Annotated in this window: 12 protein-coding genes; 10 read left to right on the top strand and 2 right to left on the bottom strand. The window is 70.8% G+C overall.

The window, feature by feature from the left end; genetic code table 11:
- Positions 1–538: 538 nt before the first annotated feature.
- Positions 539–1,003: a MarR family winged helix-turn-helix transcriptional regulator gene (locus tag ACFV88_RS34815; protein WP_385496196.1), complete on the bottom strand. Its 465-nt coding sequence runs from the start codon at positions 1,001–1,003 to the stop codon at positions 539–541.
- A gap of 208 nt (positions 1,004–1,211) precedes the next feature.
- Here ACFV88_RS34815 and ACFV88_RS34820 point away from each other — a divergent pair, with 208 nt between their 5' ends.
- From ACFV88_RS34820 to ACFV88_RS34845, 6 genes are all read left to right on the top strand, one after another.
- Positions 1,212–1,838, top strand: coding sequence for an isochorismatase family protein (locus tag ACFV88_RS34820; protein WP_385496197.1), 627 nt, complete (start codon positions 1,212–1,214; stop codon positions 1,836–1,838).
- A gap of 600 nt (positions 1,839–2,438) precedes the next feature.
- Positions 2,439–3,692 carry a glycosyltransferase gene (locus tag ACFV88_RS34825; protein WP_385496198.1) on the top strand — a complete coding sequence of 418 codons (1,254 nt, stop codon included), beginning with the start codon at positions 2,439–2,441 and terminating at the stop codon, positions 3,690–3,692.
- A 230-nt stretch (positions 3,693–3,922) separates the two neighbouring features.
- Positions 3,923–5,425 (top strand): NDP-hexose 2,3-dehydratase family protein, encoded by a 1,503-nt coding sequence (locus tag ACFV88_RS34830; protein WP_385496199.1) that lies wholly within the window; start codon positions 3,923–3,925, stop codon positions 5,423–5,425.
- Positions 5,425–6,474 carry a Gfo/Idh/MocA family protein gene (locus ACFV88_RS34835; protein ID WP_385496200.1) on the top strand — a complete coding sequence of 350 codons (1,050 nt, stop codon included), beginning with the start codon at positions 5,425–5,427 and terminating at the stop codon, positions 6,472–6,474. The genes ACFV88_RS34830 and ACFV88_RS34835 overlap by 1 nt, the downstream gene beginning before the upstream one ends.
- The gene (locus tag ACFV88_RS34840) at positions 6,474–7,217 is read left to right on the top strand and encodes an NAD-dependent epimerase/dehydratase family protein (protein ID WP_385496201.1); all 744 of its coding nucleotides are present in this window, start codon (positions 6,474–6,476) and stop codon (positions 7,215–7,217) included. Before ACFV88_RS34835 ends, ACFV88_RS34840 begins: the two co-directional genes overlap by 1 nt.
- Before the next feature lie 485 nt (positions 7,218–7,702).
- The gene (locus ACFV88_RS34845) at positions 7,703–7,912 is read left to right on the top strand and encodes a hypothetical protein (protein ID WP_385496202.1); all 210 of its coding nucleotides are present in this window, start codon (positions 7,703–7,705) and stop codon (positions 7,910–7,912) included.
- On the opposite strand, the gene ACFV88_RS34850 is transcribed toward ACFV88_RS34845, so the two are convergent.
- A complete protein-coding gene (locus tag ACFV88_RS34850) occupies positions 7,902–8,123 on the bottom strand; it encodes a hypothetical protein (protein WP_385496203.1) in 222 nt (73 codons plus the stop codon). The two genes, ACFV88_RS34845 and ACFV88_RS34850, sit on opposite strands and share 11 nt — an antisense overlap.
- Before the next feature lie 16 nt (positions 8,124–8,139).
- Here ACFV88_RS34850 and ACFV88_RS34855 point away from each other — a divergent pair, with 16 nt between their 5' ends.
- The 4 genes from ACFV88_RS34855 to ACFV88_RS34870 form a co-directional block, all read left to right on the top strand.
- Positions 8,140–8,337, top strand: coding sequence for a hypothetical protein (locus ACFV88_RS34855; protein ID WP_385496204.1), 198 nt, complete (start codon positions 8,140–8,142; stop codon positions 8,335–8,337).
- A gap of 172 nt (positions 8,338–8,509) precedes the next feature.
- Positions 8,510–9,418, top strand: a complete 909-nt coding sequence (rfbA, locus tag ACFV88_RS34860) for a glucose-1-phosphate thymidylyltransferase RfbA (RefSeq protein WP_385496207.1) — start codon at positions 8,510–8,512, stop codon at positions 9,416–9,418.
- Positions 9,415–10,395, top strand: coding sequence for a dTDP-glucose 4,6-dehydratase (gene rfbB / locus ACFV88_RS34865; RefSeq protein WP_385496205.1), 981 nt, complete (start codon positions 9,415–9,417; stop codon positions 10,393–10,395). The genes rfbA and rfbB overlap by 4 nt, the downstream gene beginning before the upstream one ends.
- A gap of 503 nt (positions 10,396–10,898) precedes the next feature.
- A partial coding sequence (locus ACFV88_RS34870; RefSeq protein WP_385496206.1) for an acyltransferase domain-containing protein occupies positions 10,899–14,320 on the top strand: 3,422 nt, incomplete at its 3' end.

The following is a 14,320-nucleotide window of genomic DNA, read 5'->3' on the forward strand; positions in this document are numbered from 1 at the left end:
ATTCCTGAAACGATCCTGGCGTGATCACCGACTCGTACCGGCTCGTCGAGTCGCACGCCTGCCCGATGTCCACCTGTCAGGTCCCGGCGGGCTCGCCCCGCCGGATCACCTCCGGCAAGGTCGCACTCAAGTACCGCACCGCGCGCTTCCCGTTCGGCCCCGCGCTCCGCTCCGAACGGCATGTCGCCCGTACGCAGGAGGTCCAGTCCCAAGTCGATGCCCTCGAAGCGTCCGGCGTGCACCGGCTGTTCGAGGAGCACATCAGCACCCGGGTCCGGGAACGCCCCGGGATGCAGGCGGCCCTGGCGGCGGCCCGCGAGTACCGCTCACTGGGCGCGAATGTCACCCTCGTGGTGCGGCATGGTCCACCTCGACGGCCACTGGCAGACCGTCGAGCTCCGGCCACGGGCCGTCAGGCCGGAACCCTCCTATGGGCCGGGTGGAGCGGACGCCGCGGGTGTTCCGGCTCCTGCGGTGTGCACGGTCACCGGGCAGTGGAGGGTCACGACACTTCGCCCCCACCGGCACCCGGGCCTGCTCAGCCCGGCCTCCTGGCCTCTGCGCTCTGGGCCCGCGCCACCTGCCCGAGTGCCTTCTTGAAGGCGGCGTAGGTCTCCTCGCCCAACGACTGTGCGTGCCGCTCCTCGATCGCCCGCATGATGGTGGCGGCCGTCTCCATCTGGAGCAGACCACGTTCGGTGGGGCGAACCAGCTTGGCGCGGCGGTCGGCGGGATCAGGGGCACGTTCGACGTAGCCGAGGCGCTCCAGATCGTCGACGAGCGTGCCGACCACCTGCTTGTGCTGGCCGGACAGACGGGCGAGTTCACTGGCGCGGATGCCCTCGGGACGCAGATGGGCCAGGACGGCTCCCGAACGCGGCAGGATGTCGTCGAAGCCCCGCTCGGCGAGCGTGGCGAACAACTCTCGCTGGACGGAGAACAGGACTCGGGCGGCGAGCACCCCCAGATCCGGTCCAGGTTCTGTCTGCCGGTTGCCGGTCATGCCCCCACGTCCTCCATCCGTGCTCCGCCCCACCACCTCCGCCGTTCCGGTCATGGTGGTCCGGCCAGCGAGTTTAGCCGCCCGGTCGGACCGCGCCCCGCCTCGCTCCAACTCCCGCTTGCCATGCAGACGATGGTCACCTAGATTCATAGTCGTCACCAAAATTGACTATCAAGATTAGTGACCAAACCGAAGGAGAGAAGGCACCATGAGTGGACGCAACAAGTACCTGGAGCCGGTCACCCGCGAGAACGCCGCCGTGGTCCTAGTCGACCATCAGGTCGGTCTGCTCTCGGGCGTCCGGGACATCCCGGTGGCCGAGCTGAAGCACAATGTGGCGGCCCTGGCGCGAGCCGCGACCGTGCTGGACATCCCGCTGGTGGTGACCACCACCGCGGCCGACAGTATGTGGGGACCCACCACCCCTGAACTGGTCGAGGCGCTCCCCGCCGGACAGGAGATCATCGACCGCAGCTCCGTCAACGCCTGGCACGACGACCGGGTCCGCGAGGCCATCGAGGCCACCGGCCGCCGGAAGCTGATCTTCGCCGGGGTGTCCCTGGAGGTCTGCGCGGCCCTGCCTGCGTACGCTGCCACCGACGCGGGCTACGACGCCTACGTGGCCGTGGACGCCTCCGGCACGTTCAGCCGCACCAAGCGGGAGGCCGGGCTGGCGCGCATGCAGCAGGCGGGCGTCATCCTCAGTGACTACGCCACCCTCATCGTCGAGGCGCTCGGGGACAACGCGGCCCCCGAGTCCACCGCCGTGTATGCCGCGCTCGACATGCCGTTCGCCGTGCTGGTCGGTCAGATCGCGGCCGCGCACCGGTCCTGACGCGGCGATGGCACCCGGCCTGGCTGACCTGGTGACCGTCGGGGCGAGTGCGAACCCCGGAGTCGCCACCCCGATCCACCTCGCGGCCAACGGGCAGGGTTTTGACAGGTGCGCCCCAAGGCATCGAGGAGTCGGCCATCGAGCTCACCGTGGCGGAAGTTCGGCGACTCCTGGCAGCTTGTCGTGCCCGGCCCGCACCTGAGCGGACACCGGGGACTACATCACCCGCCGAGCTGGTCGAACTGGCGCCGCCGGCGTCAAGCAGTCGCCCGCCGCTGCCACTACCTGCGGCGTTGCCGCACGATCGAGGGGCGGTCTCCGTGAGACCGCCCCCGGACGGCCGGAGCCCCGCTACACACTCCGGCCACTCGGAGAAAAGACCAGCGAACGCGAGATGCCTGGTGTGTCGTGGTTGCCGGGTTCCGCTGTGCGGCGATATTCGGACGCTATCCGTCCCGGCTAGGCTCGGCCCGGCCGGGACTGCTCGATGGCGGGCGGGCTGTCAGCTCATCGACGGGCGAGGACCACTGGCAGCGGCGGTACCTGACGCCGACCCCGGCCTGACGCCCGTCCGACGGAGCGACGGACTCGAGGAGAACGATGCGGATCGTCCTGCTGACCATTGGTTCGCGCGGTGACGTGCAGCCGTTCGTGGTGCTCGGCGTTGAGCTGAAGGCTCGTGGACACGAGGTGGTGCTGGCAGCCGGGGCGGAGTTCAGGAGCTTTGCCGACCGGGCCGGTCTCGGCTTCCGGGCTCTCGGAGCGCTGCCCGGCGGCTTCGCCGACTCGGTGCTGCGCGATCCGAAGGTGCGGGCTGCCTTGCGGCGTGGGCCGTCGATGTACCGGATGGCCATGGCGGCGCCACGGCCGACCGGTGCCCAGCAGCAGGCCCTGATGGACGAGATGGTGGCCGCCGGCGAGGGCGCGGACATGGTCGTCAACACCACGCTGACCCGGATGGGCGCGCTGGCCGGGCCGGACGTGCCGTGGTGTTCGGTCGCGTCCTGGCCGGTGACCGAGACCGCCGCGTGGCCCGCGCTGGGCGCGCCGGAGCTGTCGCTGGGCGGCGGTTACAACCGGTTCACCCACCGGGCCATGGGCGCGCTGGAGTGGCAGGTGTACCGGCCCAGCGTGAACCGCGGCCGGACCGCCGCCGGGCTGCCGCGGCTCGGGCTCCGCTCACCCTTCCGTGACGACGGGGTCACCCGGCCGCTGCTGTACCAGTTCAGCCCGCACGTGTTCGCGCCGCCCGCCGACTGGCCGGAGCACTGTCACATCACCGGGTACTGGTCGGACAACGTGCGTTGGGACAATCCGGCGGAGGTGACCGAGTTCGTCGAACACGGCGATCCGCCGCTGGTGGCCACCTTCGGCAGCGCCTGGGCGGTGGACGGTCCCGGCCTGCTCGCGGCGAGCGCGGCGGCAGCGGCGGCGACCGGACACCGGCTGGTCGTCGTCGGCGGCCCGGACGACCCGCTGCCCGCCGGCGTCGAGGCGATCCGGACCGAAAGCGCCGACTTCGTCTGGCTGCTGCCCCGCGCCGCCGCCGTACTGCACCACGGCGGCCAGGGCACCACCGCGGCCGTGGTGTCCGCCGGCGTGCCACAGGTCGTCGTACCTTGCTATGCAGACCAGCCGATGTGGGCGAGCCGGATGGCCACGCTGGGCGTCGCACCGCCGCCGGTGCCGTTCTCCCGGTTGACCGGCGACCGGCTGGCCGCCGCTGTGCGCACCGCCGTCGACGATCCGGCGATCGCCACTCGGGCGGTGGCGCTGGCGGCGGCGGTGCGCGCTGATCCAGGCGTGGCCGCCGCCGCGGACGTCATCGAGAACCACGCCGTCACCCGGCGCTGACGGCTTCCGGTGGCAGCCCTTTCCCAGCCGGAACTGGGGGCACCTTGACCGCTCTCCTTGCCTCAGCGGGGAGATCCGGCCCTCGCGAGTCGCGCTTTCTGCTTCACGGCCCGTTGCCGACCCGCTTTCACGGCGATGACCGGAGTGCCGGCCCTCGGTCTTGCACGAGCTCCGCCGAAGTTCGTTCGCTTCCCGGCCTGAAGGTCGGGGGTAGCCACGAAGGAGTCCGAATGACCGCATCCCCAGTCACCCCCGGTGGTCTGCTGCGGACCCACGACCCGTCGGCGGCGCTGCGTCTCGTCCGGTCAACACTGTCCACCCAGGGCACCGCCACGGCCACACCGGACTTCCGGTCCTGGTTCGCCGAACGGCTAGCCGTGGCCAGGACCACCACGGTCGTCGGTATCGACTTCGCCGACCTGGTCGGCTGGCGTTTCGCTGACGACACCGGCAACCTGGTGCACGACAGCGGAAAGTTCTTCGCCATCGAGGGCCTGTCGGTGGCCGCCGCTCACGGCCCGGTGGCGAGCTGGTCGCAGCCGATCATCAATCAGCCGGAGATCGGCGTGCTGGGCATCCTGGTCAAGGAGTTCGACGGGGTGCTGCACTGCCTGATGCAGGCCAAGATGGAGCCGGGCAACTGCAACGTGTTGCAACTCTCCCCGACCGTGCAGGCGACGCAGAGCAACTACACCGCGGTACACCGCGGCCGCCCGGTGCCCTATGTGGACATGTTCCTGTCCGCGCCGCCGCAATCGGTGCTCGCCGACGTGCTCCAGTCCGAGCAAGGCTCGTGGTTCTACCGCAAACGCAACCGCAACATCGTCGTGGAGGCCACCGCGGACGTCGAGGTGCTGCCCGGCTTCTGCTGGCTGTCACTGGGCCAGCTGCATGCGCTGCTCACCGAGGACCACTTGGTCAACATGAACACGCGCACCGTGCTGTCCTGCCTGTCCCTCTCCGGACCGATGCTCGCGGGCGAGCTGGGCTGTGGCGCGTCCGGGTTTCGGGCGGCCCTCGTGCGGTCGATCGGGACGGAGTGGGGCGCACTGCACACCGACGGCGAGATCCTGAGCTGGATCACCGACCTGCGGTCCCGCCGTGAGGTCGAGGCCACCTCGATCCCGCTGTGCGACGTGCGCGGCTGGCGCCGGCAGCCCGACCGGATCACTCACGACACGGGCGTCTTCTTCGACATCCGCGCGGTCGCGGTGGACGGCGGGGGCCGCGAGATCGACAGCTGGACGCAGCCGATGCTCGCCCCGCACGGGCTCGGCGTCGTGGCGTTCCTGGTCGCCCGGTTCTCCGGGGTGTTACACATACTCGTCGGCGTCCAGGTGGAGCCGGGGTACCTGGACTTCGTCGAACTGGCGCCGACGGTGCAGTGCACGCCGGGCAACTACGAGCACCTGCCAGCCGAGGCCAGGCCGCCCTTCCTGGACGATGTGCTGGCCGCGCCGCCCGACCGGATCTGGTTCGACACCGAGCTCTCCGAGGAGGGCGGCCGGTTCTTCCACGCCCGTACCCGGCACATGATCGTCGAGGTCGACCCGGTGGTGGCGAACGGTGCCGGACCGGCCCGGCACCGGTGGATGACCATGGCCCAGATCCTCGGGTTGCTTCGGCACAGCCACTACGTGAACGTGCAGGCCCGCAGTCTGGTGGCGTGCCTGAACAGCCTCTTGGCTCGCCTCGATGACGACAGTCCGGTCGCGCCGGGTGGGGGCGCCTGATGGTGCGGCCTCTCGCGGAACCCGCCCCCGGAGCGGACTTCGACCCGGCGGCGAAGGTGCGGATCGGTGTGCTGGGGACGGCATCCGTGGCCTGGCGGCGCATGCTACCTGCTCTGACCGGTACGGCTGGGGTGTCGGTCGTGGCCATCGCGAGCCGGGATCGGTCCAGGGCCGCGGCATTCACCGAGCGGTTCGGTGGCGAACCGATCGAAGGGTACGCGGCGCTGTTGGGGCGCGCCGACATCGACGCCGTCTACGTCCCGCTGCCGAACTCCCTCCACCACGAGTGGGCTGCGGCCGCGCTCGCGGCCGGAAAGCACGTCCTGGCGGAGAAACCGCTGACGACGTGCGCCGCCGACACCGCTGATCTGGTGCGCCTGGCCGAAGTGAACGACCTCGTGCTGCGGGAGAACTTCACGTTCCTGCACCACCCGGTGCACGCCGTCGTGCGGGACCTGGTGACCGCCGGTCGAATCGGCGAGCCTCGGCACTTCACCAGCTCGTTCTGCTTCCCGCCGCTTCCCGTCGCCGACGTGCGTTACCGGCCCGAACTGGGAGGCGGGGCGTTGCTGGACGCAGGTGTCTACCCGATCCGGGCGGCACAACTGTTGTTCGGCAACGAGATCGAGGTCGCCGGCGCGGTGCTGCACGTGGATCCGGTCACCGGAGTCGACGTGTCCGGCAGCGCGCTGCTCACGACCGGCGAGGTGGTCGTGACGGCCGAGTTCGGCTTCCGGCACGGCTACGGTTCCCGCTACCGGCTGTGGGGCTCGTCCGCCCAGCTGCTGCTGGAGCGCGCGTTCACCCCACCCGCGACCCACCAGCCGGTGCTGCGCATCGATGAACAGGACCATGCCGAGGAGATCGTGACGCCGGCCGCCGACCAGTTCGCCCGATCGGCTGCTGCTTTCACCGCCGAGGTCCGAGCCCGCCGAGCCGGCGTGCCGAACCCGGCAGCGGCGTCCAACGCCGACACCCTGCGCACTGCCGAACTCCTCGACGCCATCAGGGCATCCGCTCGCGTCGTCACCGTGTCCGGAGGAAACTGATGCTCGTCATCGGCCGGGGCTTCATCGCAAGCCACCTCAGCACGATCGCCGACCGGCATCCGCACGCTGTGGTGGTGGCTGCCGGTGTGTCCAGCGTACGGGTGACCGATCCGGCGGAGTTCGCCAGGGAACGGGCGCTCATGGCCGAGGTGACGCAGCGCTGCCTGCGAGAGAACCTGACCGCGGTGGTGCTGTCGACCGCGTCGCACGCGATGTACGGCTCGACCGACCACATCGTGGAGGAACGGGAACCCGTCTCGCCGAGTTCGCCCTACGGGTGCCACAAACTCGAACTGGAGCGGCAGGTGGCGGACTCGGGCGCGAACTGGCTCGTGCTGCGGCTGGCACACGTCGTCGGCACACGACAGCGGCCGCACCAACTGCTGCCCGCGTTCGTCGAGCAGGTGCGTTCGGGAACCGTCCGACTGTACCGGGACACCTACCGAGATCTGGTCGACGTGCGCGACGTCGTGTCCACTGTGGACGGTCTGCTGGCGGCCGGCGTGCACGGCGAGGTGGTGCACGTTGCGTCCGGCACACCGGTTCCGGTGACCGCGATCGCCGCCGGGGTGCGGGCTCGGATGGGCCTGCCGGCCCGGTTCGAGCTCGTCGACGCCCCGCTGGTGCGCACGACGGTCTCGACCGCCCGGTTGCGGGCCCTGCTGCCGACCGTCGTCCTGCCGGGCGGCGCCGGCCACCTCGATCGGCTACTCGACCGGTACGTGGCCGACTACGCCGGCTGAGCTCTCGCCCTCAGCCGGTGCTTCCCGCTGGTCGAAGTTGATGGATTCGACCGCATGGGTGGTGTATCCGATCGTGCGAGGCTCGGGCGGAAGCCGAGGAACGGGGCGAACTCGTCCCGGGCGTTCCACCATGCGTCGACCGCGCTGAGGCAGCGCGCGCCGAACTGCTCGTCGAACTCGGTGAGGCCGAGCTCCGCGGCCTCGACAGCGGGGCCGTGCGGATCGCCTTCATGGCCGCCCTGCCGGCCGCGGACGCCACCGGGAGCCCTGAGCCTGCGGCATCGGCTTCCGCTGCCGCGCAACGGATCGTCGTCCTGACCGGGCGCGTCCGGTCCAGCCGTCGGCGCTATTCATCCGCTAGCCGTCCCGCTATCCGTCCCGCATAGGCTGCTGCAGAACTCTCAGGGCCCGCATCCACTCAGTGTCGTGGTCCGGCAAGGGCCGCAGCGTGACGGCAGGTGCGTTCAAGTCAACGACGATTTGGGGTGGTCACGATGTTGCTGCTCGGGCTGAGTGGAAACTTCTCCGCGCGGGACTCGGGTCTGGTCACCCTCCTGCCGGACCAGTGGTTCCACGACTCGGCTGCGTGTCCGGTGCGGGACGGCGAGGTGATCGCCGCCGTCGAGGAGGGGCGGTTCAACCGGATCAAGAAGACCATCAAGTCCCGGTCAACTGACCATTGGTTCACGCGGTGACGGGCAGCCGTTCGTGGTGCTCGGCGTTGAGCTGAAGGCTCGTGGGCACGAGGTGGTGCTTGTCGCCGGGGCGGAGTTCGGGGGCTTGGCCGACCGGGCCGGTTCCGGCTCTCGAAGCGCTGTCCGCCGGTGTCGCCGAGTCAGTGCTGCTCGATCCGACGGTGCGGGCCGCCCTGCGGCGTGGGCCGTCGATCTGAGCAGACGCGCGCACCGAGATACGTGCCGCCGTGGCACAGCTGTCCCACTCGCAGGGTGAGCCGCGGAGGCAGGTCGACCAGGGGCTGGGCACGGTCCGTTCCCTGAACGCCAACACCCTCGACCTCAAGCGCGGCATTCGGGACAACTGCGGCCCGCAGGCACTCGGCCAGCAGGGCATGGTGCGGGACCACCGCGTCCCTCAGATGGTCCGGAACGGGGGGATGTGACGTCACGTCATGTACGGGACCGGCGAACCGGACCGATCCCGAACATGCGATGACCCTGCTCGAAGTGCCCCGCGCTGGTCGTCGGCCCCGTTCCCCGAAGACGGGCATGAGAACGGCTCAGGACGGGCCCCCGACGATGCCCAACCACCGATCACGAGGGAGCGTGGAGCACATGAAGGGGATCATTCTGGCGGGCGGCAACGGCACCCGCCTGCAGCCCCTCACGTTCGCTGGTTCCAAACAACTCGCGCCGGTCTACGACAAGCCGATGATCTACTACCCACTCTCCATGCTCATGCTGGCGGGCATCCGGGACATCCTCATCATCACGCGTCCTGCCGACCTCCCCGCCTTCCAGACGCTTCTGGGTGACGGCCGGCAGCTGGGGCTGTCCCTCGACTACGCCACGCAGGACAAGCCGCGCGGCATCGCCGACGCCTTCCTCGTGGGGGAGAACCACATCCGTGGCGAGCTGTGCGCGCTGATCCTCGGCGACAATCTCTTCCACGGCGCCAACCTGCCCATCATGCTGCGGCGTACCGCGCTCAAGATGGGTGGCTGTGTGCTGTTCGGCCACGAGGTGGCCGACCCGGAGCGGTTCGGAGTTGCCGAGATCGACGCGCAGGGCGAACTCGTCTCCATCGAGGAGAAACCCCGCAATCCGCGCTCGAAGCTCGCCATCCCGGGGATGTACTTCTTCGACGCCCAGGTCACGGACATCGCCAGAGGCCTGGAGCCGTCCCCCCGGGGCGAGTTGGAGATCACCGACCTCCTGCGCGTCTACCTGAAGATGGGCACCGCCGAACTGGTGTGGCTCGGCAGGGGCGTCACGTGGCTGGACACCGGCACTCATGAATCCCTGCTCGAAGCGGGCACTTTCGTGAGGGACACGCAGCGCAGGCAGGGCACCCGCCTCGGCTGCATCGAAGAGATCGCCATGCACATGGGATACATCGACGCGGACGACTGCCAAGCGCTAGGTGCGGGCATGGGCAATTCGCCCTACGGCGAGTACGTCATGGAGCGGGCACGCCTGCGCAAGGAGGGCGTGCTGCCTCCACTTCCTTCGGAGGGACTGTGAATCTGCTGGTCACCGGCGCCGCCGGTTTCATCGGATCCGCCTACGTACGGCTGCTGCTCGCGGGCGACACCGCACAGCGCAGCGGGGTGTCGCAGGTCACGGTGTTGGACAGCCTGACCTACGCCGGGAGCCTGGACAACCTCGATCTCGGCGATCCCCGGCTGACGTTCGTCCGGGGCGACATCTGCGACGCCCCCCTCGTCGACAAACTGATGCGACAGGCCGACCAGGTGGTGCACTTCGCCGCCGAGTCCCATGTGGACCGCTCGATCGCCTCCGCCGACGCTTTCGTGCGCACCAACGTCACGGGCACCCAGACCCTGCTGGACGCCGCACTGCGTCACGGCGTCGATCGCTTCGTGCACGTGTCCACGGACGAGGTCTACGGCTCGGTGGAGAGCGGCTCCTGCACCGAGCGCGACCCCCTCGCCCCCAACTCCCCCTACGCCGCCTCCAAGGCGGCCTCGGACCTTCTGGCCCTGTCGTACCACCGCACCCACGGCCTCGACGTGCGGGTCACCCGGTGCAGCAACAACTACGGGCCGCGGCAGTTCCCCGAGAAGATCATCCCGCTGTTCCTCACGACGCTGCTCGACGGTGGTGACGTCCCCCTGTACGGCGACGGGCTCAACCGGCGCGACTGGCTGCACGTCGAGGACCACTGCGCGGCCATCGAGCTGGTCCGCGCCGGCGGTGTCGCGGGCCGTGTCTACAACATCAGCGGCGGTATCGAGCTCAGCAACCGGGAACTGACCGCGCGGCTGCTCGCGGCAGTGGGCGCGACCTGGGCGCGCGTACGGCAGGTACCGGACCGCAAGGGCCACGACAGGCGCTATGCGATCGACTGCACCAGGTTGCGGACCGAGTTGGGCTACCGTCCGCGGCGCGACTTCGAGTCTGGGCTGGCCGAGACCTTCGCCTGGTACCGCGACAACCGGGACTGGTGGGAGCCCCTCAAACGCCGGCAGCCCGCCTGAGAGCGCGTGGCCGGCGGGCACCGGCGCCGGCCACGGGGCAGCCGTGAGCCCTTCCCGGCGTACGGCGGGCATCCGTGAGCGGGGCGGCCACCGGGCCGAGGTCCCTCCGGGAGTCGGCTCCACGAGCGGCGCAACTCTTCCGCCCCTTGGGGGGCTCGGGAGGTTCCATGCCCGTTCGTCAACGGCTCGGACAGAGAGGAACTGCCCGACCCCGACCGACTGAAGACCCCTCGCCTTCGCCCAGCGGCACCACCAGCTCATCGCGCAGCGCTGTGCAAGGCGCTGGATTCCTCTCCGGCCGGCCGAAGGTCGCGACCGGCCCGCTCCCCGTATCCGCACCGTGTCGCGGCCTGCGATATCGGGTTGCTATGCGAGGTGGGCAAAATCGACGTCGCAGGTCCGGTGGCGGTGCATGCCGGGCATGACGAAGGCGTCCCGGTCGACGCGCGACCCGTGAGAGTGAGCACCCCGCCAGGGGTCGCTGACTGATGGTCCTGCTCGCCATGAAGGAGTCCGAAGACACGATGGCGCACCCCGACGGTACGGAAGCACCGCTGCTGTGGACACTGGCCGGCAGCGGCAAGGAGTCGCTGGCGGCCGGCGCGCGCGGCCTGCACGCGTACCTGGCCGGTCGTGACGACTGGAGCCCCCAGGACATCGCGTTCACCCTCGCGCGCAGCGCCTCCGAGGGGGGCCGGCGGGCAGCACTGGTGGCGGACGGCCGTGACGGATTCCTGCGGCAGCTGGACGCGCTCGCCGACGGCAGGAGCACGCCCGGCCTGGTGGAGGGCGCCGCCGGGGACGGCCGCCGGGTCGCCTTCGTGTTTCCCGGACAGGGCGCGCAATGGCCCCGGATGGCGGTGGACCTGCTGGACACGTCCACGGTGTTCCGCGATCGGATGGACGCGTGCGCCCAGGCCCTGGAACCGTTCGTCGACTGGTCACCGATCGACGTGCTTCGCGACCCGGACGCCCCGGGCGCACCTGCCGCGGACCGAGCCGACGTGGTGCAGCCCCTGCTGTTCGCCGTGACGGTGTCGCTCACCGCGCTGTGGCGCTCCCACGGCGTGGAACCGTCCGCCGTGCTCGGGCACAGCGTCGGCGAGATCACCGCCGCCGCGGTCTCCGGCGCGCTGTCCCTGGACGACGCCGCGCGGGTGGTGGCCCTGTGGAGCCAGGCCCAGGCGACCCTGGCCGGGCAGGGCGACATGGTCTCCGTCATGGCCCCGGCCGACGACGTAGAGCCGCGGCTGCGCCGCTGGGACGGCCGCCTCGTCGTCGCCGCGCACAACGGCCCGCGGTCCGTGATCGTCTCCGGCGACCGCGACGCCGCGGCCGAACTCCTCGCCGACCTGGCCGCGAACGCGGTGCACGCACGGCGGATCGCCGTGGGCCTGGCGGCCCATTCCCCCCACATCGACGCGATCGTCCCCCGGATGAGCACCGACCTCGCACCGATCCGGCCCCGTACACCGCATCTGCCCTACTACTCCGGCCTGACCGGCGGGCGACTGGACGTCCCGGTACTGGACGCCGACTACTGGTGCCGCAACCTGCGCAACACGGTCAGGTTCCACCAGGCGACCGGGGCCCTGCTGCGGGACGGGCACGGCGTCCTGTTGGAGGTCAGCCCGCACACCGTGCTGACCTCCGCCCTCACGGACTGCGTGGAGGAGCACGGCGCGCAGGTCGCCGTCCTCGGGACGCTGCGCCGGGACCAGGGCGGTCCGAGCCGGTTCCTGACTTCGCTTGGTGACCTGTACGTGCGCGGTGTCACCCCGGAACAGGAAGCGTTGTTCGCCGCGCGGCACGCTCGAACGCGGGAACTGCCGACGGCTGTCCTGGCGGCGCTCGAGCAGGCCGGTGCGGCGGGCGCGAACGGGCCGGACGGCACGGGCGGCGACCTGGATGCCGCCACCGCGTTCCGCACGGAGCTGGCCGCGATGGACGTACCGGAGCGGCGTGCCGCGCTGGCACGGTTGGTGGGCGAGGAGATCGCCGTGCTGGCCGGGCGGTCCGATCCCGTCCCGGCCGACCTGGCTTTCGTCGACCTGGGATTCGATTCCGTCACCGCCGTGGAACTGCGCAACCGGCTGAGCGCGGCGACAGCGCTGCGCATCCCCGCAACGGTCGTCTTCGACTGCCCGACCCCGATGGCCTTGACCGCGTACCTCAGTGCCGAGATCAGCGGCGACCGGCCCGACCGGAACACGGGCGCGGATGAGCCGGTGCGGCGGTCCGCGGACGACGACCCCGTCGTGATCGTGGGGATGGGCTGCCGCTACCCCGGCGGCGTGGGCAGCCCCGACGAACTCTGGGAGTTGGTGTCGGCAGGTGCCGACGCCGTCTCCGCGCTGCCCCACGACCGCGGCTGGGACACCGCCGGTCGGTACGACCCCGCACCGGGGACGCCGGGCCGGTACTACCAGCGAGAGGCGGGTTCGCTCGCCGGTGCGGCTGAGTTCGACGCGGAGTTCTTCGGCATCTCGCCGCGCGAGGCAGCGGCGATGGACCCCCAGCAGCGGCTGCTGCTGGAGACGACCTGGGAAGTGCTGGAGCGGGCCGGGATCGATCCCGCCGCCCTGCGGCGGACCCCGACGGGCGTCTACGTCGGGGCGATGACCATGGACTACGGCCCCCCTCTCGAACAGGGCGCCGACGAGGGCGGCCACCTGCTGACCGGCAACACCGGAAGCGTCGCATCGGGCCGACTGGCCTACACCCTCGGTCTGGAGGGAGCGGCGGTCACCGTGGACACGGCGTGCTCGTCCTCGCTGGTGGCCCTGCACCTCGCGGTGCGGGCGCTGAGGTCGGGTGAATGCTCGCTGGCGCTGGCCGGCGGCGCGACCGTGATGTCCACGGTCGGCATGCTGGTGGAGTTCAGTCGCCAGGGCGGTCTGGCCCCGGACGGCCGCTGCAAGGCGTTCGCGGCAGCCGCCGACGGCTTCGGCCTGGCCGAGGGCGTGGGGATGCTGCTGGTGGAGCGGTTGTCGGACGCCCGGCGTCACGGGCATCCGGTGTTGGCGGTGGTCCGTGGTTCGGCGGTGAACCAGGACGGTGCGAGCAACGGTCTGACGGCGCCGAGCGGTCCGTCGCAGCAGCGGGTGATCCGTGCGGCGTTGGCGGATGCGGGGTTGTCGGCGTCCGAGGTGGACGTGGTGGAGGCGCACGGTACGGGGACGCGGTTGGGTGACCCGATCGAGGCGCAGGCGCTGCTGGCCACGTACGGGCAGGACCGGCCCGGGGGCCGACCGGTGTGGATCGGTTCCCTGAAGTCCAACATCGGCCACACCCAGGCCGCGGCGGGTGTGGGCGGTGTCATCAAGTCGGTGCTCGCGATGCGGCACGGGGTGATGCCGAAGACGCTGCACGTGGACGGTCCGACGCCCGAGGTGGACTGGTCGGCGGGGGCCGGCCGATTACTGGCGGAGGCCCGTGCGTGGGACGAAACGGGTCGTCCGCGCCGGGCGGGCGTGTCCTCCTTCGGCATCAGCGGGACCAACGCCCACGTAATCTTGGAGTCCGCGCCTGCCGAGGTGCCTGTCGGGGCGGTGGAGGGTACTCGGCGCCCGGGACCGGTCGTGTGGCCGGTGTCGGCGCGCAGTGCGGTGGCCTTGCGTGCGCAGGCGGGGGCGTTGGCGGCACGGGTGGTGGCTGATCCTGGGCTCGATGTGGCCGACGTGGGTCACTCGCTGGTGGTGGGGCGCGCGTCGTTCGAGCACCGTGCGGTAGTGGTGGGCGGGGACCGGAGTGAGTTGCTCGGTGGGGTGAAGGCCCTGGCCGAGGGCCGGTTGGCGCCGGGGGTGGTGCGTGGTGACGGTGTTTCGTCGGGTCGTTCGGTGGTGGTGTTTCCGGGTCAGGGGTCGCAGTGGGTGGGGATGGCTGTGGGGTTGTTGGGTGGTTCGGAGGTGTTTGCGGGGCGGAT

The organism is Streptomyces sp. NPDC059816, from assembly GCF_042732055.1.
Classification (GTDB): Bacteria; Actinomycetota; Actinomycetes; order Streptomycetales; family Streptomycetaceae; genus Streptomyces.

Coding starts and splice junctions, on each gene's coding strand:
- ACFV88_RS34815 (WP_385496196.1), bottom strand. CDS start 1,003: ATGACCGGCAACCGGCAGACAGAACCTGGACCGGATCTGGGGGTGCTC.
- ACFV88_RS34820 (WP_385496197.1), top strand. CDS start 1,212: ATGAGTGGACGCAACAAGTACCTGGAGCCGGTCACCCGCGAGAACGCC.
- ACFV88_RS34825 (WP_385496198.1), top strand. CDS start 2,439: ATGCGGATCGTCCTGCTGACCATTGGTTCGCGCGGTGACGTGCAGCCG.
- ACFV88_RS34830 (WP_385496199.1), top strand. CDS start 3,923: ATGACCGCATCCCCAGTCACCCCCGGTGGTCTGCTGCGGACCCACGAC.
- ACFV88_RS34835 (WP_385496200.1), top strand. CDS start 5,425: ATGGTGCGGCCTCTCGCGGAACCCGCCCCCGGAGCGGACTTCGACCCG.
- ACFV88_RS34840 (WP_385496201.1), top strand. CDS start 6,474: ATGCTCGTCATCGGCCGGGGCTTCATCGCAAGCCACCTCAGCACGATC.
- rfbA (WP_385496207.1), top strand. CDS start 8,510: ATGAAGGGGATCATTCTGGCGGGCGGCAACGGCACCCGCCTGCAGCCC.